At 61.7% G+C, this 19613-nt stretch carries 16 protein-coding genes; 10 read left to right on the top strand and 6 right to left on the bottom strand.

All coding sequences use genetic code 11. The features are described 5' to 3' along the window. Positions 1 to 21 precede the first annotated feature (21 nt). Genes ACXAH0_RS03055 through ACXAH0_RS03035 form a run of 5 tightly spaced genes read right to left on the bottom strand, consistent with a single transcriptional unit; the run spans position 22 to position 6646 of the window. On the bottom strand, positions 22 to 1413 hold the full coding sequence (locus tag ACXAH0_RS03055; protein ID WP_475188984.1) for an FAD-dependent oxidoreductase: 1392 nt from the start codon (positions 1411 to 1413) through the stop codon (positions 22 to 24). Further along, positions 1406 to 2272, bottom strand: a complete 867-nt coding sequence (locus ACXAH0_RS03050; protein WP_475188979.1) for an isocitrate lyase/PEP mutase family protein — start codon at positions 2270 to 2272, stop codon at positions 1406 to 1408. The genes ACXAH0_RS03055 and ACXAH0_RS03050 overlap by 8 nt, the downstream gene beginning before the upstream one ends. Continuing rightward, complete coding sequence (locus ACXAH0_RS03045; protein ID WP_475188976.1) at positions 2269 to 2889, bottom strand: isochorismatase family protein; 621 nt, start codon at positions 2887 to 2889, stop codon at positions 2269 to 2271. The genes ACXAH0_RS03050 and ACXAH0_RS03045 overlap by 4 nt, the downstream gene beginning before the upstream one ends. After that, positions 2889 to 4952, bottom strand: a complete 2064-nt coding sequence (locus ACXAH0_RS03040) for a hydantoinase/oxoprolinase family protein (protein WP_475188974.1) — start codon at positions 4950 to 4952, stop codon at positions 2889 to 2891. The genes ACXAH0_RS03045 and ACXAH0_RS03040 overlap by 1 nt, the downstream gene beginning before the upstream one ends. After that, positions 4949 to 6646 carry a hydantoinase B/oxoprolinase family protein gene (locus ACXAH0_RS03035; RefSeq protein WP_475177924.1) on the bottom strand — a complete coding sequence of 566 codons (1698 nt, stop codon included), beginning with the start codon at positions 6644 to 6646 and terminating at the stop codon, positions 4949 to 4951. Before ACXAH0_RS03035 ends, ACXAH0_RS03040 begins: the two co-directional genes overlap by 4 nt. A gap of 203 nt (positions 6647 to 6849) precedes the next feature. On the opposite strand from ACXAH0_RS03035, the gene ACXAH0_RS03030 reads away from it, so the two are divergent. The 7 genes from ACXAH0_RS03030 (at position 6850) to ACXAH0_RS03000 (ending at position 14314) form a co-directional block, all read left to right on the top strand. Continuing rightward, a complete protein-coding gene (locus ACXAH0_RS03030; RefSeq protein WP_475189203.1) occupies positions 6850 to 7644 on the top strand; it encodes a GntR family transcriptional regulator in 795 nt (264 codons plus the stop codon). Further along, entirely contained in the window at positions 7641 to 9053 is a 1413-nt protein-coding gene (leuC, locus tag ACXAH0_RS03025) for a 3-isopropylmalate dehydratase large subunit (RefSeq protein WP_475188970.1), read from the top strand. The genes ACXAH0_RS03030 and leuC overlap by 4 nt, the downstream gene beginning before the upstream one ends. Then, the gene (gene leuD / locus ACXAH0_RS03020; protein ID WP_475188967.1) at positions 9053 to 9661 is read left to right on the top strand and encodes a 3-isopropylmalate dehydratase small subunit; all 609 of its coding nucleotides are present in this window, start codon (positions 9053 to 9055) and stop codon (positions 9659 to 9661) included. Before leuC ends, leuD begins: the two co-directional genes overlap by 1 nt. A gap of 99 nt (positions 9662 to 9760) precedes the next feature. Beyond that, positions 9761 to 10777: a TRAP transporter substrate-binding protein DctP gene (dctP, locus tag ACXAH0_RS03015; protein ID WP_475188965.1), complete on the top strand. Its 1017-nt coding sequence runs from the start codon at positions 9761 to 9763 to the stop codon at positions 10775 to 10777. 51 nt (positions 10778 to 10828) lie between these two features. Further along, a complete protein-coding gene (locus ACXAH0_RS03010) occupies positions 10829 to 11353 on the top strand; it encodes a TRAP transporter small permease (RefSeq protein ID WP_475177939.1) in 525 nt (174 codons plus the stop codon). Further along, positions 11353 to 12660, top strand: a complete 1308-nt coding sequence (locus tag ACXAH0_RS03005; RefSeq protein WP_475188961.1) for a TRAP transporter large permease — start codon at positions 11353 to 11355, stop codon at positions 12658 to 12660. Before ACXAH0_RS03010 ends, ACXAH0_RS03005 begins: the two co-directional genes overlap by 1 nt. A gap of 172 nt (positions 12661 to 12832) precedes the next feature. Then, positions 12833 to 14314 carry a protein adenylyltransferase SelO gene (locus tag ACXAH0_RS03000; protein WP_475188958.1) on the top strand — a complete coding sequence of 494 codons (1482 nt, stop codon included), beginning with the start codon at positions 12833 to 12835 and terminating at the stop codon, positions 14312 to 14314. A 33-nt stretch (positions 14315 to 14347) separates the two neighbouring features. On the opposite strand, the gene ACXAH0_RS02995 is transcribed toward ACXAH0_RS03000, so the two are convergent. Continuing rightward, positions 14348 to 14938 (bottom strand): TetR/AcrR family transcriptional regulator, encoded by a 591-nt coding sequence (locus ACXAH0_RS02995; RefSeq protein WP_475188953.1) that lies wholly within the window; start codon positions 14936 to 14938, stop codon positions 14348 to 14350. A gap of 109 nt (positions 14939 to 15047) precedes the next feature. Here ACXAH0_RS02995 and ACXAH0_RS02990 point away from each other — a divergent pair, with 109 nt between their 5' ends. The 3 genes from ACXAH0_RS02990 to ACXAH0_RS02980 all read left to right on the top strand — a co-directional run bounded on the left by ACXAH0_RS02990 (position 15048) and on the right by ACXAH0_RS02980 (position 19523). After that, entirely contained in the window at positions 15048 to 15746 is a 699-nt protein-coding gene (locus ACXAH0_RS02990) for a PspA/IM30 family protein (RefSeq protein ID WP_475188948.1), read from the top strand. Between the two features lie 14 nt (positions 15747 to 15760). Further along, entirely contained in the window at positions 15761 to 16042 is a 282-nt protein-coding gene (locus ACXAH0_RS02985) for a YiaA/YiaB family inner membrane protein (RefSeq protein ID WP_475177962.1), read from the top strand. Between the two features lie 61 nt (positions 16043 to 16103). Beyond that, positions 16104 to 19523, top strand: coding sequence for an acyl-[ACP]--phospholipid O-acyltransferase (locus ACXAH0_RS02980; RefSeq protein WP_475188944.1), 3420 nt, complete (start codon positions 16104 to 16106; stop codon positions 19521 to 19523). The last annotated feature ends 90 nt before the right edge of the window (positions 19524 to 19613 follow it).

The following is a 19613-nucleotide window of genomic DNA, read 5'->3' as shown; positions in this document are numbered from 1 at the left end:
CAAGCGCGGCACGCCTGTATCTTACGGCACCGGCGCCTGACCTGCCCGGAAGCCCAGAACCACCGCACTGAGCAGGCCGTTGCCGGACAGATACCCACTGTCGCCTGCGCCTGAGACGCCGCAGGCGGCACCACCCCCGGCATAGAGATTGGCAAAGGGGCTGCCATCAGCCCGTTTCACGCGCCCGGTGCCATCCGTCACCAGACCGCCCTGAGTGTGGAACAGCGCCCCGGTGACTTTCACCACGCAATAGGGCGGTGACAGGGGCGCACCGGCAAAGCAGCGGCCAAAACGGTCAGGCCCCTCCTCCGGCAGACCGGACAGCGTGGTTTCAAGGGCGCCAGCCGGGACGCCCATCAGGCAGGCCAGCTCGTCCAGACTGTCTGCGCTCAGCACCGCGCCTTCGGCTTCCGCCTCCTTGAAGTCCTCGAACTGGCGGGCAACCGCCGCGATGCGGCTGTCAAAGACGGAAAAGGCAATCCCTTCCGGCTGAGCCAGTACCTTTCGGGCAGCTTCCGAATAGCCTTCGGCCTCGTTCCAGAACCGCTCCCCGTTGAGATTAACCTGAATGCCGCCCTCGGTGATCACCGCCCAGGTGATCAGGATGCCATGGGGATGGGCAACATTGCCGTGGCCCTGATAGGCACCGAGATGCTTCAGCCCGGCTCCCAGCAGACGGCCCCAGCCGACTGCCTCGCCCCGGTTGCCGTCATGGCCGAACCAGAGCCCCTCGCTGATGGACGGCATATGCGCGCGGACCATCTGCCGGTTGCCGCCAAAGCCGTTGCAGGCCAGGATCAGTTTGCGGCAGGCAATTTTCTCTTCTTCCCCATCCGGACGAACGGCTGCGACCCCGGCGATACGGCCCGATTGCTCCGGCCCGGCATCCTTGCCAAGGAAAAGCGTTTTCACCCGGCGCTCGCAAATAATGTCGAGCTGCAGCTGTTCGCAGGCCGCGCGCAGCGCATCGATCAGCTCGACTCCGGATCTGGACGGCAGGCCGTGCATGCGGCGGCGGGAATGGCCGGGATAGTCGAAGTCATCCACCACGGACAGGGGCAGATCATGGCGCTCGGCCAACCAGTCGACCACACCAGCGGCCCCGCCCGCCAGCGCTGTCTCCAGGTCTGGCAGGTTTTCCCCTTTCGATTTGCGGCGGATATCGTCGGCGAACAGCGCCGCACAATCGTTGATACCGGCGGCCTGCTGCAGGCGGGTTCCGGCCGCCGGGATCAGCCCGGCCGACAGCGCGGTGGAGCCGCGGGGCACCGGATCTGCCTCCAGAACCAGAACCTCCTGTCCGGCTTCGTCCGCCGCAAGAGCGGCCACCAGCCCGCAGGCCCCCGCCCCGATGATCAGGGTTTCCACCTCAAGGTCAAAGGAAACGCCCTCCGCGGACCGGATCTCAGCCATCCCAGTCCTCATAAGTTTTGCCCTCAGCCAGCAGCTGGTCCGTGCCCAGCTCCGCATTCAGGCCGTTGAAATCCAGCATCCGGTCCGCAAAGGGCCGGTTGCTGCCCGCAAGATGCAGGCTGGCATAATAGTGCTTGGCCGCCCAGGCGAGCGCGCGCACAATGCCGCCAGGAAAGATCACCACGGAAAACCCGAGCTGTTCCAGATCCTGCGCGCCACTGATCGGTGTCTCACCGCCTTCCACCATATTGGCCAGAAGCGGCACCCGCCCGGCAAAGCGCTGCGCAACGGCAGAGAGTTCCTCGCGCGAGCGCGGCGCTTCGATGAACAGCACATCGGCGCCCGCCTCCAGATAGAGCTCGGCCCGTTCGGCCGCCTGGTCAAAACCTTCCACCGCAATGGCATCGGTGCGGGCGATGATCAGCGTGTCTTCAGAGCGGCGGGCATCGGCCATGGCCGCGATTTTCCCGGCCATTTCCTTCGGCGCGATCAGCGTCTTGTCCTTCAGATGGCCGCAGCGCTTGGGAAAGGTCTGGTCTTCCACCTGAAGCGCAGACGCCCCCGCTTTTTCATAAAGGCGCATGGTCCTTTGGGCATTCAGGGCATTGCCGAAGCCGGTGTCAGCATCCATGATCACCGGAAGATCGACCCGGTCGGAAATCAATTCCATGATCTGGACCATTTCGCTGATGCTGGTCAGGCCGATATCGGGGCGTCCAAGCTTGGTATAGGCAACAGCCGCGCCGGAAAGATAGAGCGATTCAAATCCCGCCGCCTGGGCGAGAGTCGCGGTCAAGCCGTCATAGACGCCCGGGGCAACAAGAATCTTGTCCTGATTCAACCGTTGCAAAAGGGTCATACCGCGCCCTCCAGATAAGCCAGCACCTCGGCGCAGGTCGCCTGATGGGTCACCGTTCCCAACGACAAAAGCGTGGCCTCATGCACGTCAGGCTTGAAAGCCGCACAGCCGTCGCTCAGCATGACGGTTTCCAAGTTGCGCAAGTGAGCATCGCGCAAGGTCGAGGCCACGCCGCCATTGGTGACGATCCCGCCGACAATCAATGTGTCAATGCCTATGGCACGCATGATGTATTCCAGCCGGGTCTGGTAGAAAGCGGAATAGGCCACTTTTTCAACCACATAATCGGCAGGTGCCAGGGTGTCGACCACAGCGTGCCCGACAGCGCCGGGCGCAAAATCCCCCTTTCCGAGAAAGGGCCGCAGCTTCTGCAAATGGGGGGCAATCAGTGGCTCGCCTTCCGGCCCCGGCACCAGAGTGAACTGGGCGGATATATAGACCCCGCCAAGCGCCTTCAGCGTATCGCGCAGCGGCCGGATCCGCTCCGGCAGAGCCGCTATCGCCCCAGAGCTCTGCCCCGCGCGGCCATAGGCCCCCTTTTCATGGAGAAAATCGTTTTGCAGATCGATGGTCAAAAGCGCCGTCCGGGACGGATCGACAAAGGACAGATCGGTCATCACGGGCGCCCCTTTCGTTCAATGATCGTATTTCCGAACCGGTCGACACGGGCGGTCAGCTCCGGTTCGATCAGAACGGTCGTATCGGCCTGTTCCAGAATGGCCGGTCCGTCTATGACCGTACCAATGGGAAGGCTCAGCCGGTCATAAATGGCCGTCTCATGCCAGGCACCGTCAAAATGGACCTTCCGGCGGGATTTGGGCTCTGCCCTCCCATGCTGGTCAGGCGCAAGCGTTTCCAGGCTGAATTTCGGCCGCCGCCCGATCACTGCACTGCGCAGGTTCAGAACCCGGCGCAGCCCGTTGTCCAGAAGACGCCCATACGTGTCCTGATAGGTCTTGTCGAATGCATCCGCGATCTCGCTCAGACTTGGCGGCACGACCCGGTCCCCATCCCACTGAAAAGGAATGGCCACCGGAACGGTGTGGGTCTGGCCCACATAGGCCATGTCCAGCTCGAACATCAGATCCCGAGCCTCGAACCGGCTTCGGGCCGCTTCCAGAAGGGCAAGACCCCGGTCCGTATGATCCTGCATGTGATGTTTGAGATCCGTTTCGCTTAGACCTTCGAGCAGACTGTTGAAAGTCTGCACAAAATCCTGGCGCATGTCGGCAATCACACAGCCCATGGCGCTGGTAACCCCGGGATAGCGCGGGACAATGGCCCGGCCGATATCGACATCGGCCAGCATCGCCCCGGCATGGAGAGCACCGCCACCGCCAAATGGCATGAAGGCGAATTTCTTTGGATCAAAGCCGCGCTCAATGCTTACCAGGCGGATCGCCCCAGCCATGCGGCTGTTGGCGACTTTCAAAATCGCCTCCGCTGCAGCTTCCTGATCAAGGCCGAGAGGGGCGCCCACATGGGTGCTGATGGCCTGCCGGGCCGCGTCCACATCCAGACGGTCCAGCTTGCCGCCAATCGGGTTGTCCGGATCGATCCGGCCCAGAACGATATTGGCGTCGGTCACAGTGGGCCGGTCATTGCCAAGCCCATAGGCAGCCGGACCGGGATTGGCCCCGGCGCTTTCCGGGCCAATATTCAGAAGACCGCCCTTGTCGACCCAGGCAATCGACCCGCCGCCCGCGCCGATGGTGGTGATCTCGATCATCGGCGTACGCACCACCATGCCGAAATCGATGGACGTCTGCGGCGACAGCATGGACTGGCCGCCGGTCACCAGCGACACGTCGAAACTGGTGCCGCCCATATCCCCGGTGATGATGTCGGGAAAACCGGCGGTCTCGGCGATATAGGCGGCGGCCGTCACCCCGGCCGCCGGGCCGGACAAAGCCGTGCGCACCGGATAGTGGCAGGCGGTTTCAACGGTCATGACGCCGCCGTTTGACTGGACAATCATGAACTCGCCGTCAAAGCCGCCCCGGGTCAGTGCGTTTTCCAGCCGGTTCAGATAACCGGACACTTCCGGCTGCAGATAGGCATTCAAAGCAGTCGTTGAAAAGCGTTCGAATTCCCGGATTTCCGGCAGGATCTCATGGCTCGCCGACACATGGGGAGACGGCCAGATCTCCCGCACCGCCGCAACGGCTGCTTGTTCATTGGCCGGATTGGCATAGGCATTGGCAAACAGGACTGCAACCGCAAGGCAGCCCTTTTCCTTCAGCGTCTGCGCCGCCGCCCGCACCGCCTCCAAATCCACAGGTGTGCGGATGGTGCCATCGGCCAGGGTGCGCTCGGGCACTTCGATCCGGTCTTCCCGGTCCGCAACCGGTGTGAAGTCGCCGCGCAGCCCCCAGGTTCTCGGCCGGTCGCGGCGGCGCATTTCCAGAATGTCGCGCAGGCCCTCGGTGGTGATCACCCCGGTCCGCGCGCCCTTGCGCTCCAGAAGCGCATTGGTGCCTGCCGTCGTGCCATGGACCACCACGGCAATCTCCGAAAGATCGGCTACTTTTTGGCCGATCCCGTCCAGAAACCCGGCGGACTGGTCAGGGCGGCTGGTCGGCACCTTGTTGACGGTGACCTTGCCCGTTGTTTCGTCCAGCACAAAAATATCCGTAAAGGTGCCGCCGACATCGACACCCACCATCTTGCCGACGCTCATGTCTGCGCTTCCTTCCAGGAGGAGCCGTAGAGCTTCACGGCTTCCTCTTCACTCACCAGTCCTTGTGTCACATCCCGGCGCACCAGGGCCGGATCACGTTTGTCCGGGGCGCCGTAGCCGCCGCCGCCGGGCGTTTCCAAGCGCACGCCCTCCCCCTGTTCCAGACGGATGCCCCTCATCTTGGACACCATGGGGGGCACATGCCAGGTGCCATTGTTTTCATAAGAAAAGCCGTTGACCGCCGCGTCGGCTCCCCCGGCAACGCCTTTGGGCGCAAACTTGCCGCGTTCCCCGAAGAGGAAAACATCGGCACCGTTTTCTTCCAGCACTTCGATTTCATAAACCGCACCGACACCGCCCCGGTGCTGTCCGGCTCCGGCGGAGTCCGGCCGCAGCCCCCATTGGCGGAACATGACAGGATAGGCCGCTTCCAGAATTTCCATCGGCGGGATCGTTGCGGTAGAAATCGGTGCATTGCCATGGTTGAGGCCGTCGCTTTCCACCGAGCCGCCATGGCCGCCGCCATAGAAGCTGAACATCACCCAGGGCTGGCCATTGGCCTTCTTGCCCGCAATCGACAGCGCATTGATGGTGCCATAGGCATTGGCCGGAACCCGTTCGGGCGCGGCCTTGGCAAACGCGCTGAAAATCACGTCGATCATGCGCAAGATGGTTTCCGTGTAGCCGCCCACGGCTGCCGGAAACTCCGCCGCCAGCATAGAGCCCTCCGGGATGCGCACGTCGATCGGCCTCATGACCCCGGAATTGGCCGGAAGTGCCGGAAAAATATGCTTGATGGCCACATAGGCCGTGGCGATCGCCGTCGGCAGGGCAATGTTCACCGGCCCCGCACACCGGGGCGCTGTGCCCGCAAAATCCAGCACCATCCTGTCGCCCGCCACAGAGAGCGCCACCTTGATCGGCAAAGGCGTGTCCTCGATACCGTCATTGTCGAGGAAATCTTCGGCCGTCCAGCAGCCATCGGGCAGCTCGTCCAGTTCGGCCCGCATCAGCCTTTCGGCCCGGTCCCCAAGGGCTGCAAGCGCGGACGACGTGACCTCCTGGCCATATTCGCCCAAAAGTTCATCCATACGCTTCACGCCCAGATCCAGCGCGCCAAGCTGGCCGTTGAGATCACCCATGGCCGATTGCGGCAGACGCGTGTTCCGCTTCAAAATGTCAACTATGTCTGTGTTCAGAACCCCAGCAGTTGCAAGCTTGACCGGTGGCAGGACGAAGGCCTCCTGAAACGCATCAGTGGCTTCCGGGTTGTAGTTTCCCGGAACCGCGCCGCCCACATCATGCCAGTGACCGACCGAGGCGAGATAACAGAACAGCTTGCCGTCATGAAAATACGGCCTCACCAGGCGCATGTCGCTCAAATGGGTGCCTCCCAGATGAGCATCGTTGAAGATGAAGATATCTCCATCCTGAACGCCTCCATCGCGCGCGACCTTATCGATCACTGCCTTGACCGCGAAGGCCATGACGCCAACAAAGATCGGCAGGCCATTTTTGCCCTGAACAAGTGTGTCGCCGGTTCCGGCATGATAGAGCCCGTGGCTCGCATCATGGGCTTCCGCGATGATCGGATTGAACGCACTGCGGAACAGGGTCGCGTCCATTTCATCTGCGATCTGTTCCATTCGGCCTGCAAGGACTGCAAGCGTTACCGGATCAATATCTGCCGCCATACCGCTGGAAAACTCCCGTTTCGCGCTGTTCTTCACCTGGCTATCAGGGATTCGTGCCCCCATCCAGATCTGATATGTATTTTTTATAATACAAATTTAAAAGATCAATAAAAACATTTGGACTTGATTTTGAAATACAAATTGTTGCCTATATAGTTGGCCGTGATATGGTTCCATGGGTCCAACAGGAGTATAGATTGACCGTGACTGCCAATGCAGAGCTGCCCGAGGGAGGGAAAGCCCGCAGAGTATACCTGCTTTTGCGCGATGAAATCGCGCGCGGTGTTCATGCGGACGGATCGCTTTTGCCCGGCGAACAAAGGCTCGCAGCCATCCACGGCGTGTCCCGCGTCACCATCCGCAGGGCGCTGGAAGCGCTTGATTCCGACGGTGTGATTGAACGGCGCGTCGGCAGCGGGACCAAGGTGCGCAGCAAACCGGAGGCCAACCAGAAGATCTCCGCCGATTTCGCAACGCTGATGCCCCAGCTTGTAGAAATGGGCCGATCCACCATGGCCCGGCTCCTATCGTTTTCCTATGAGCATCCGCCGGAACCGGTCCGCCAGGCCATGAACTTGGGCCGTGACGCCAAGGTTCAGGTTGCAACCCGCATACGCCTGTCCGGTGACACGCCGTTCTCGCATCTGACAACCTACGTCCCGGAGGCGGTCGCGCGCAATTATTCTGAGGCCGATCTGGCCTCGACCCCGCTGTTTGAGCTTCTCGAACGCAGCGGTGTGAAAATTGAAGCCGCCCAGCAGTCCGTGACCGCAACCCTCGCCGCGCCGGATGTTGCCGAGGCGCTGGACATCTCTGTCGGCTCTGCCCTGCTCGCCCTAGACCGGGTGGTTCTGGATGAGCAAGGCCGCGGTGTCGAATATCTTTCGGCGCTCTACCGGCCGGATCTTTTCCGTCTGGACATGGCCCTCAACCGGGTTGGCGACGGCCTGTCCAGATCCTGGGCCCCGCGTGTCGGCGCCGGAGCCGGCCAGAAATGAACCACACGTCTCCGCGCACACTCCTGGACAAGCTCTGGGACGACCATGAGATCAGCCGCCGGGAAGATGGCGCGTCGCTGCTATGGGTCGACAGGCATCTGGTTCATGAAGGCTCGCACCATGCTTTTGCCAAGCTGGCTGCACAAAATCTGAGAGTCGCCCACCCGGCATTGACCTATGCCGTTGTCGACCATTATGCGCCGACCCGCAACCGGGATGATCTTGGCGACGAGGCCATCCGGCACATGATTACCACGCTGGAGGCCAACGCCCGGCGCCATGATCTGCCGCTGTTCGGCCTAAACGATCCCCGCCAGGGCATTGTCCATGTGGTTGGCCCGGAACAGGGCCTCATCCTGCCCGGCATGCTAATCAATTGCGGCGACAGCCACACCTCCACCAATGGTGCCTTTGGTGCGCTCGCCTTTGGCATCGGGGCGACGGAAGTGGCCCATGTTCTGGCGAACCAGACCATCTGGCAGGTCAAACCGAAAGCGCTCAGGGTCAAGGTGACCGGCGTCTTGCCCCCGGGCGTCACCGCCAAGGACATCGCCCTCAACTGGATTTCCCGCTTTGGCGCCGACAATGCGCGTGGCCATGCGGTGGAGTATTCCGGCAGCACCATCGAGGGCCTGTCCATGGAAGGCCGGATGACCCTCAGCAACATGTCCATTGAGGGCGGTGCCCGCATGGGCATGGTGGCACCGGATGCCACAACGCTGGCCTATCTGAAGGGCAGACCCTATGCCCCGGATGATGCCGACTGGGACAGGGCCGTGGACGCCTGGGCCATGCTGACCAGCGATGACGGGGCAGCTTATGACACCGAGCAGACGCTGGACGCTGCCGATCTGGCCCCGACAGTCACCTGGGGCATAAGCCCGGAACAGGCCGTGCCGGTCACTGACACGCTGCCGGACCCGGCGGCGCTGGAGCCAGCCCGGGCCGAACAGGTCAAGGCGGCGCTTGACTATATGGGTCTTACGCCAGGGGCGCCGATTGCCGGGACCCCCGTGGATCAGGTCTTTATCGGCTCGTGCACCAACGCCCGGATTGATGATTTGAGAGCCGCTGCCGCCGTGCTGAAGGGCCGCAAGGCCAAGGTGCCCGGCCGGGTCGCCCCGGGCTCCATGCTGGTGCGCGCCCAGGCCGAACAGGAAGGGTTGGCCGCGATCTTCACCGAAGCAGGCCTCAGCTGGGAAGAAGCAGGCTGTTCCATGTGCGTTGCCATGAACGGCGACACGGTGGCCCCGGGCGCTCGCTGCGCCTCCACCACCAACCGCAATTTCAAGGGCCGCCAGGGTCCGGGGTCCCGGACCCACCTCATGTCACCGGCCATGGTCGCTGCCGCCGCCGTCACCGGTGTGATTTCCGATCCGCGCGCGCTGCTTGCGGGAAGGAGCCTCTGATGGCCGGCTGGACCCTGCATGACGGCCTTGCAGTGGCTTTTCCCCACGAAAACATCGATACGGATCAATTGATCCCGGCCCGGTTCATGACCACGCCGCGATCGGAAGGCTATGGGCAATATCTGCTGCATGATCACCGGCGTGACGCAGCGGGCGCGCTGCTTGAGCACCATCCGCTGAATCTGTTTCCGGCCGCCAGCGTGCTTGTCGCCCGGCGCAATTTCGGCAGCGGCTCCTCCCGGGAGGCGGCGGTCTATGCGCTTGTGGACGCCGGTTTCAAAACTGTCATAGCCCCCAGTTTCGGCGACATTTTCGCTAATAATGCGGTCAATAACGGCCTTCTGCCCGCTTTGCTGCCGGAAGAGACGGTGGAAGAGCTGATTGCCATGCTGCCGTCACCTCAACAGTTGAAGGTGGATCTGGATACACGCACCATCACCGCGTCCGGCCGGGCGATTCCATTTGAGATCGATCCGGTCCGGCAACGAAAACTCATCATGGGTTGGGACGATATCGACCTGACCCGTTCTGAAATCGGGCGCATCACGACATTTCAAAAAGAGAGGCAAAAAACCGCGCCCTGGATCTGGCCGGCCCCATCAGGCTGAACGTCAATGAGGCCGTCAAACGGTCCAAATATGGATGCAACTGCCATCCACCATTCGGAGGGGGCGGAACTTTCCGCTCCGAAAAACGGAGTCCACTTTATGAAAAACCTTCTGTTCGCCGGCCTTCTTGGCTGTTCGACCCTGCTGGCGGCCCCGCTGGCCCATGCCGAAGACGTCCTGACGGCCGTCCACGCCTTTCCCAAGACCCTGATCTACACCAAAAGCTTCCTGTCCTTCGTGGACAAGGTGAATGAAGCGGGCAAGGGTGTGGTCCGGATCGAAGTGCGCGGCGGCCCGGAAGCTATCGGCATGTTCCAGCAGCCCGACGCCCTGCGCGATGGCATCGTGGACATGGTCTATACACCAGGCTCGTTTTATGGCGGCACCGTGCCGGAAAAGGACGCCATGGTGGCCAGCAATCTGACAGCGGTTGAAACCCGCCAGAATGGCGGCACCGAACTCATGGACCAGATCCATCAGGAAAAGATGGGCGTGAAATATCTCGGCTGGTTCGACAGCGGCGTCTGCTACAACCTTTGGACCCGCAACAAGCCGGAATTCGATGACAAGGGAAACCTGAAGGTCGAGGGTCTGCGCCTGCGCGGCAACGCGGTCTATAACGCCTTCTTCTCCAACTATCTCGGCGCACAGGTGATCGATATCCCGACCGGGGAAGTCTACAACGCCCTGCAGCGCGGCATCGTCGATGCGACCGGCTGGACCCAGATCGGCCTGATCGACCTGAAGTGGAACGAGTTCCTCAACTACCGTATCGAACCCTGCTTCTTCTCCACGGACCTCGGTGTCATCGTGAACCTGGACAAGTGGAACAGCCTGAGCCCGGAATCCCGCAAGATCCTTCAGGATGTAGCAATCCAGCACGAGAAAGAAAGTGTTGAAGCGCTCCACCAAAAGCGGGATGAAGACTTCAAGGCCCTTGCCGAGCAAGGCATGGAGGTTATCTCGCTGGAGGGCGAAGCCAAGGCCAACTATCTGGCGGCTGCGCGCGAAAAAACCTGGGAACGCATGAAAAAGCTCATGGCTGAACAGCCCGGTGGCGACGCAAATTACGACCGTCTGATCGAACTCTACTACGATCCTGCGGCGGACAAATAATCGCGCACCGCGTATCGACCTGGTCCGCGGCTTTGCCGCGGACCTTTTCATGTGAAAGGCACAAACGGCATGGTACTCGTCTCCCGCGCCTACAATGCACTGCTTTATGCAATGGCAGGCCTGTCCGGCATCATTCTTGTCTGGCTGATGATCTCCATTATCGTCTCTGTGGCCATGCGCAATATCGGCATTCAGCCCTTTGCATGGCTGTTCACCTCAGCCGAATACGGCCTTCTCTACATGACCATGTTCGGCGCCCCCTGGCTGGTGCGCGAAAAGGGACATGTGCATATCGAACTTCTGACCGCCTATCTGCCCGTCCCGGTCCGCCGTGTGGTCAGCCGGCTGGTGGCGGTCCTGTGTGTGCTCGTCTGCGCCCTTTTGGCTTGGAAGGGGCTGGAGCTGTTCCTCACCAATATCGACAGGGGCGACTATGACGTGCGCGCCTATTATTTCCCCAAGTGGATCTTGACGATCGCGTTTCCCTTGAGCTTCACGGTCATGGCTGTTGAGTTCAGCCGCTTTGTGTTCGGGTCCGACCTGTTGCATTCAGGCAAAGCAGGAATTCACGGCTGATGGAATGGTATGAAGCACTTGCCCTGCTGCTGGGCACAATCGTGGTCCTGATGGCCATCGGAATGCCCGTGGCCCTGGCCTTTCTAGCAGCCAATATTGTCGGTGCCTGGATGTTTATGGGCGGCGACCGCGGGGTCGCCCAGCTCCTCAACAACGGGCTCGGGTCCCTGACGAAATTCGCCCTTGTTCCCATTCCTCTGTTTCTGCTGATGGGGGAAATCTTCTTCCACACAGGGCTGGGTGGGCGCATGTTCAACGCCATCGACAAGCTGCTCGGCCGCCTGCCCGGCCGCCTCAGTTATGTCACCGTTCTGGGCGGCACCGCCTTTTCCACCCTGTCCGGCTCGTCCATGGGCTCCACTGCCCTGCTCGGCTCACTCATGGTTCCGGAGATGAACCAGCGCGGCTACAAAAAACACATGAGCATTGGCCCGATCCTGGGCACGGGTGGTCTGGCCATCATCATTCCGCCGTCGGCCCTTGCCGTGCTGCTGGCCACGCTCGCCCAGATCGATGTGTCAGCGCTGCTGATTGCCGGGATTCTGCCCGGCCTGCTGCTCGCCTCCCTTTATGTGGGCACGATCTTCCTGCAGACGAAGCTCGATCCCGACGCCGCGCCGGCCTATTCCGTCACCCCCATGTCGGCCATGGAGAAGCTGCGGCTGCTGGCGACCGACATCATCCCGATGATCAGCGTCATGATCATCATCGTGGTTTTGATGATTGACGGCATCGTCACCCCCTCAGAAGCCGCTGCTTTCGGAGCGCTTGGGGTGCTGATCCTCGGGGTCATCTACCGCTGCCTGACCTGGGAGGCTGTCAAGGCCTCCGTGATCGGAGCCATGCGGGTCACGCTGATGGCCTATCTGATTGTGTTCGGATCGGCGACTTTCAGCCAGCTGCTGGCCTTTTCCGGAGCCTCCAGCGGATTGGTCACTTGGGCCACGTCCTTTGATCTGGCCCCTGTGGCCATGCTGCTGGTGATGTTCGGGGTGCTCTTGCTGCTCGGAATGTTCATGGAACAGATCTCCATGATGATGCTGACCGTGCCGATCTTCTTCCCCCTCGCCCATACGCTTGGCTTCGACCCGATCTGGTTCGGCCTGATCATGCTGCTGGGCCTTGAAATCAGCTTCACAACACCGCCCTTTGGCCTGCTGCTGTTTGTCATGAAAGGGGGCGCTCCTGCGGACACGACCATGCGGGACATCTATACGTCAGCCATTCCGTTCATCCTGTGCTCGCTGCTGCTGGTCGGATTGCTGATCCTGTTTCCGCCCCTGGCGCTCTGGCTCCCCAGCCTCTGAAGATTGTCCGGGAATGAAAGCCGCCGGGTCCGGTCTCTGCAAGGAGACCCTGGATCCGGTGGCTTTTCGCATTCAGCCCAAAACCCAATGGTTCAATGTGCCCGGCAAGGTCTCTATATGTAGGTCTTGAGGCCCGTATAGGACCGCCGTCCCTCATGCCAGGACCCAGGACATGACCGCCAGACCGCCGCTTTTCCAGTTCGACAACTCCTATGCCAGGGAGCTTGAAGGCTTTTATGTGCCCTGGGAAGGCGCCAAGGTACCGGCCCCGGCACTTGTCTTTTTCAACCGCCCGCTGGCCGCAGAGCTGGGTCTTGATGCCGAGGCTCTGGAGACCGCAGACGGCGCCACCATTTTTGCGGGCGTCAAGGCACCGGACGGGGCCTCGCCCCTGGCCCAGGCCTATGCTGGCCACCAGTTTGGCGGATTTTCCCCGCAACTGGGCGACGGGCGTGCGCTCCTCTTGGGGGAAGTGCTGGACCGGAGCGGCAAACGCCGGGACATTCAGCTGAAAGGCTCCGGCCCGACCCCGTTTTCAAGGGGCGGTGACGGAAAAGCCGTCATCGGCCCTGTGTTGCGCGAATATATCATTGGCGAGGCGATGCACGCGCTCGGCATCCCGACCACGCGGGCCCTGGCAGCCGTGACCACAGGGGAAACCATCTACCGGAATGGCCCCAAACCCGGTGCGGTCCTGACACGGGTGGCCGCCAGCCATTTGCGGGTCGGCACGTTCCAGTTTTTCGCCGCCCGCCAGGAAACGGAGAAGCTGCGCCAACTGGCCGATTATGCGATTGCCCGCCACGACCCGGACCTTCTCGACACGGAAAAGCGCTATACGGCGTTCTTTGCAAGAGTGCTCGGGCGGCAGGCCGCTCTCGTGGCCAAATGGGTGCTGACCGGTTTCATCCACGGGGTCATGAACACGGACAACACCACGATCTCCGGGGAGACGATTGATTACGGCCCCTGCGCGTTCCTTGACACCTACGACCCGTCCACGGTCTTCAGCTCCATCGACCATGGCGGGCGCTACGCCTTTGGCCGCCAGCCGGTGATTGCCCAGTGGAACCTGGCCCGTCTGGCCGAATCCCTGCTGCCCCTGGTCAACCCGGACGATCCGGATGCGGCTGTTGAGGAGGTGAGCGCCGAACTGGGACGGTTCCCGGCACTCTACGGCGGCCACTGGCTGGACGGCATGCGGGCCAAGCTAGGGCTGGAAGGTGACGAAAAGGACGATAAGTCCCTTGCCGAGGATCTTTTGAGCCGGATGCACGCGGGGCAGGCCGATTATACCCTGGTGTTCCGCCACCTGGCGGACGCAGCCCGTGGAGAGACAGCGGCTCTGCGGGCGCTCTTTGACGAGCCCGGACAGATTGATCCCTGGCTGGAGCGGTGGCAGGCACGGCTGACCCGGGAAAGCCCCGCCCCCGAAACGCTGACAGCACGGATGAACCGGACCAACCCGGCCTATATCCCGAGAAACCACAAGGTTGAAGCGGCGCTCGAAGCCGCCGATGAGGGCGACTATTCCCCCGCCCGTGCCTTGCTGGACGTTCTGGCCAAGCCGTTTGATATACAGCCCGGCCAGGAGGCCTATGCCCGTCCGGCCCCCAAGGACTTCGGTCCCTACCAGACCTTTTGCGGGACATAGAGATACGGAATATAAGGAAGGGCTGGCGGTTCACTATTTTCCCGCCAACCGTTCCACCAGAAACATCATCTCCCGCTCCAGCGTTTCGTCGGAGAGGCCGACAAACCGGTCTTCCAGACTGATGGTCACCAGACCGTGGAGCGCGGCAAAGCAGGTCCGGGTGCGCGCAGCCAGCGCGTCCCCGTCCAGCCCCGTTTCCAGCTGCCGCAAAGGACGGCCAATAAAGGCCAGAAGATCGACCAGTTCCTGAATGTGGATTTCCGGCGTCGCGGTTCCGTGCACAAGTTTCAGGTCAAACAAGGTCCGCCAGAGGTTGCTGTGCTCACGCGCAAAGGCCAGATAGGCTCGCGCCAGCGCCTTGAGCTGCTCCAGCGGATCTGCAACCCCGTCCACGGCCTGGGCCATGGCCGCCTTGATACGTGCCAGGGTTACCGTGTCAACGGCGGTCACCAGAGCCTCCTGATCGGCATAATGTTTATAGACCGAGCCGACCGAATAGCCCGCCTCGGCGGCGATCTTGCGGATCTGCAGTGCGTCAAGCCCCCCGGCCTCAACCGCTTTCACGGCCGCCTCCAGAACCCGCCGCTGCGTTTCCTCACTTTTTGCTTTTTGAATTCCAGCCATTTACCACGCCTCACGCACAAAAGTGAACTTAGTTCATTTTTTTCTTGACCTAACCTGAAAGTTATGGCTTTGTCAAATAGTGAACAATGTTCATTTTTAGGAGATCCCAATGCTCGAACCATTTTTTAGTCAGATAAAGGCCCTGCTGGCCGGCACCGGTGTCCCACCGCGTGACGACAGGTCGCTTCAGTGCCTTGACACCAACATCCGCACAGCCGCCTTTGCAGTCCGCACAGCCCAGGCCGCGCTTGCAAAGGCGAAGGCCGAACAGCAAATGGACCGCAAGCGTCTGCGCCAGCTGACAGCCTCCGTCGAAGACCTGGAAAACCGGGCCCGCAATGCCCTTTTGCAAGGCGCTGAACAGCTCGCCCGCGAAGCGGCGGAAGCCATCGCCGTTCAAGAAGACGAAAAGACCGCGCTTGAAGCCTCGATCCGCGCATTCGATCAGGACCTGCTCACCCTGACCGACCAGTTACACCGGACCCAGGCCCGGCTGCGGGCCTTGAAACGGGGCGAACGGACAGCTGAAGTTCGCCAGCAGATGCACAAAGCCCAGTCCATGGGTGCAATTGCAGGCCAGTCGGCCCTGTCGCGTGCGGAAGAACAGCTGGAAGAAATCACCGAATTCCAGGAACGCGAGCAACTTGCAGACCTGGAATTTGCCGCCCTCGCCCCAGCCGACCGGCCAGACGCGGTGATCGAAAAACTGGCGGACGCAGGCTGCGGCGCCCCGGTCCGCGTCCGGGCAGACGACGTTCTGGCCCGCCTTAAGGCGGACCTGCCCCTGTTGATTGAAGACAAGCACTAAGGAAAGGACACACCATGCAGGACAATCAGATCAAACAATCCAGCAACTGGATGATTTTCACCGGCCTCAGCTTCGCGGTCGCCGCCATCATGATGGCGCTTGGCATCTACAATCTGGAAGCCAGCTTCTCAGCCAAGGGATTTTATGCCATGGCTTCGCTTATGCTGGTTCACACGGCCGTCACCCTGACCAAGACGCTGCGGGACAGGGATGAAGCAGAGAAGTTCCACAACCGGCTGGAAGAGGCCAAAACCGAAAAACTGCTGATGGACATCAGCAAGCCGGATCACGGCTGATCCAGATTGCGAACGGGCGGCTGGCACCAGCCGCCCTTGCCACCGGAGAAAGACACCGACCATGCGTACCCCCCTGATAACCTCCAAGCGATTTGCCCCGCTGTTCTGGACCCAGTTCCTATCCGCCTTCAACGACAATTTCCTGAAGAACACGCTGGTGTTTCTGGTGCTGTTTCAGGTGGCAGCCGCAGGGGATGGTACCGGCGCGTCCGGCGCCCTCATTGCCCTGGCAGGCGCCATTTTCATTGCCCCCTTCCTGTTCCTGTCCGCCCTGGGCGGTGAACTGGCCGACAAATACGACAAGTCTATCCTGGCCAGGCGCACCAAGGCGGTCGAAATTGCCGGCGCCGGGCTTGCCATTGCCGGTATGGCGACAGGCTCCCTGGTTGTTCTCTTCTCCGCCCTCTTCCTGTTCGGCGCCATGTCCGCCCTGTTCAGCCCGGTCAAATACGGTCTCCTGCCGGAACATCTGGAGGCCGACGAGCTGCCCCGGGCCAATGCCTGGATTGAAGCTGGAACCTTTCTGGCCATTCTGGGCGGGACAATTTCGGCCGGGCTGATCTTTGCAGCAGGGGCGCCGGCGCTGATCTTTGCCCCCATGATGATGGCCCTGGCCCTGGCCTGTTACGGCATGAGCCGGCAGATCCCGCACGCGGCCGCGGCCTCTCCCGATCTGAAAGTCGACTGGAACATCCTGACCTCCACCTGGAGAATTCTGTCTGATCTCTCCAGCAACCGCCGTCTCTTGAAGGTGGCCCTGATGAATGGCTGGTTCTGGCTCGCGGGCTCCATCGTGCTGGCTCTGCTGCCGCTGATCGTCAAGGATATGCTGGGCGGCGATGAAACTGCCGTCACCTATTTCCTGACCGTTTTCGCCGTCTCCATCGGCCTTGGCTCGGCCCTTGCCGCCTGGCTCTCGGCTGGCCGCGTCGTGCTTCTGCCCGCCCCGGCCGGCACCTTGCTGGTGGCCCTGTTCAGCGCCGACATCGCCTGGACCCTGTCCACCCTGCCGGAGGCGGTTCCGGCCGCCGGTCTTGTGGACTTCTTGAGCCGTCAGGGCACGTGGCGCCTGACCATCGACATGGCCGGCCTTGCCATTGCGGGCGCCCTTCTGGTGGTGCCCACCTTCACCGCCCTGCAGACCTGGGCAGACCCGAAAAGCCGTGCCCGCCGCATTGCCGGGTCCAACGCGCTTGGTGCAGCCATCATGGCCCTTGGTGGCCTCACCCTGGCCGGAGCCCAAAAAGCCGGTGTCTCCATTCCCGTGATCATGGCAACCCTTGGCGGCCTGAATGCACTGGCCGCCGTCCTCATGCTGAAGACCTTGCCGACCAATCCGCTGCGCGATGCGATCACCATTCTCTACCGGGCCATCTTCCGGGTTGAGATCAAAGGACTTGAGAACCTGGAAAAGGCAGGCGAGGCACCGATTCTGGCGCTCAATCACGTCTCTTACCTGGATGCCGGCCTGGCGTTGACCCTGACGGACCGCACCCCCACCTTTGCCATCGACTACACTGTTGCGCAGCGCTGGTGGGTCCGCCCCTTCCTCCGGCTGGCCAATGCTTTGCCGATCAACCCGGCCAAGCCGCTGGCGACCCGTTCCCTGATCAAGGTGGTCAAATCCGGCGAACCGATGGTGATCTTTCCCGAAGGCCGCCTGACGGTCACCGGCTCCCTGATGAAGGTCTATGACGGGGCGGCCATGGTCGCGGACAAGACCGGCGCGATGATTGTGCCGATCCGCATCGACGGTCTGGAAAAGACCCCCTTTTCCTATCTGAACCCCTACCAGATCCGCAAACGCCTGTTTCCGAAAGTGAAGGTGACCATCATGGAGCCCAAACACCTGGACTTGCCGGAAGATCTGAAGGGCCGAAAACGCCGGATCGCGGCGGGGAGTGCGCTCTACCAGATCATGTCGGAGCTGATGTTCGAGACCAGCCTGGCCGAAGACAAGACGATTTTGGATCAGCTGATTGCCACCGCCAAGGAACGCGGCTCCTCCCAGACGGCACTGGAAGACCCGATCTCCGGCGCTCTCAGTTATAGCAAACTGTTGACAGGCGCCGCTGTTCTGGGCCGCAAGATCCTGGCGTTGACACCTGGGGAGAACACGCTCGGCATCATGCTGCCCAATGCCAACGGCTCGGCCGTCACGGTTCTGGCGGCCATGTCCGCCGGCAAGGTGCCTGCCATGATCAACTTCACTGCCGGTCTGGAAAACGTGCTGTCGGCCTGCCGGGCAGCCAGGATCCAGACCGTGCTGACCTCCCGGGCCTTCCTGCGTCAGGCCAAACTGGAGGATCTGGCAGAAGGGCTTGCGCCCCATGTGAAACTGGTCTGGCTTGACGAGCTGCGCGAGGAGATCGGCCTTGCCGACAAACTGCGCGGCGCGCTCTCCCGCAACCGGCCGCTGGTCCGCCGCACCAGCAGTGACACGGCCGTCATCCTGTTCACTTCCGGCTCTGAAGGCACGCCCAAAGGGGTTGTACTGACCCACAAGAACATTCTGGCCAACGCCAACCAGGCGGCGTCGCGGATCGATTTTTCCGCCTCCGACAAGGTGTTCAACGTGCTGCCGATGTTCCATTCCTTCGGCCTGACCGCCGGCACGATCCTCCCGCTGATTTCCGGAGTGCCCACCTATCTCTACCCCTCACCGCTGCACTACCGGATCATCCCCGAACTGATTTACAGTTCCAACGCAACGATCCTTTTCGGCACGGACACCTTCCTGAACGGCTATGCACGGGTGGCCCACGCCTATGACTTCCGCTCCCTGCGCTACTGTTTTGCAGGCGCCGAGCCCGTGAAACAAACAACCCGGCAAACCTACATGGACCGGTTCGGAGTGCGGGTCCTGGAGGGGTACGGAGTGACGGAGACCTCGCCTGTCATCGCGCTCAACACGCCCATGTTCAGCAAGCCGGGCACTGTGGGCAAACTCATGCCTGGCATGGTGTCGCGCCTCGAACCGGTGCCGGGTGTGGACGATGGCGGCCGGTTGCTGGTCTCCGGCCCCAATGTGATGGCCGGTTATCTGAAAGCCGACAATCCCGGCGTCATTGAACCGGTGGCCAGCGGCTGGCACGATACGGGCGACATTGTCGCCATTGATGAAGACGGCTTCCTGACCATCAAGGGCCGGGCCAAGCGCTTCGCCAAGATCGGCGGCGAAATGGTCTCGCTCGCCGCAGTCGAAGCGATTGCCGCACAGGTCTGGCCGGATCAACTGTCAGCGGTCACCGCTATCAAGGATCCCCGCAAGGGGGAGAAACTGATCCTGATCACCGAATGCGCCGAAGCGTCCCGGAGTGATTTCCTAAAAGCTGCGAAAGACCGGGGCGCCCAGGATCTCATGATCCCGGCCGAAGTGCGGGTTGTTGCCAAGGTCCCTGTGCTTGGAACCGGCAAGATCGACTTTGCCGGTGTCTCCGAACTGGTGGCCGGGGAAGGACTTGTCACCAACGCTGCCTGATCCGGGCGTCCCCTTGCCGCTCGCGGCCTGCCCCTGTGCCCCGGTGAAAACCGGGGCACAGGCCTCTTGCCCGGAAGAACGGTCTGAGAC

Source organism: Roseibium sp. AWQ4_290 (genome assembly GCF_056160985.1).
This window is presented reverse-complemented; position numbering and strand designations above follow the sequence as displayed.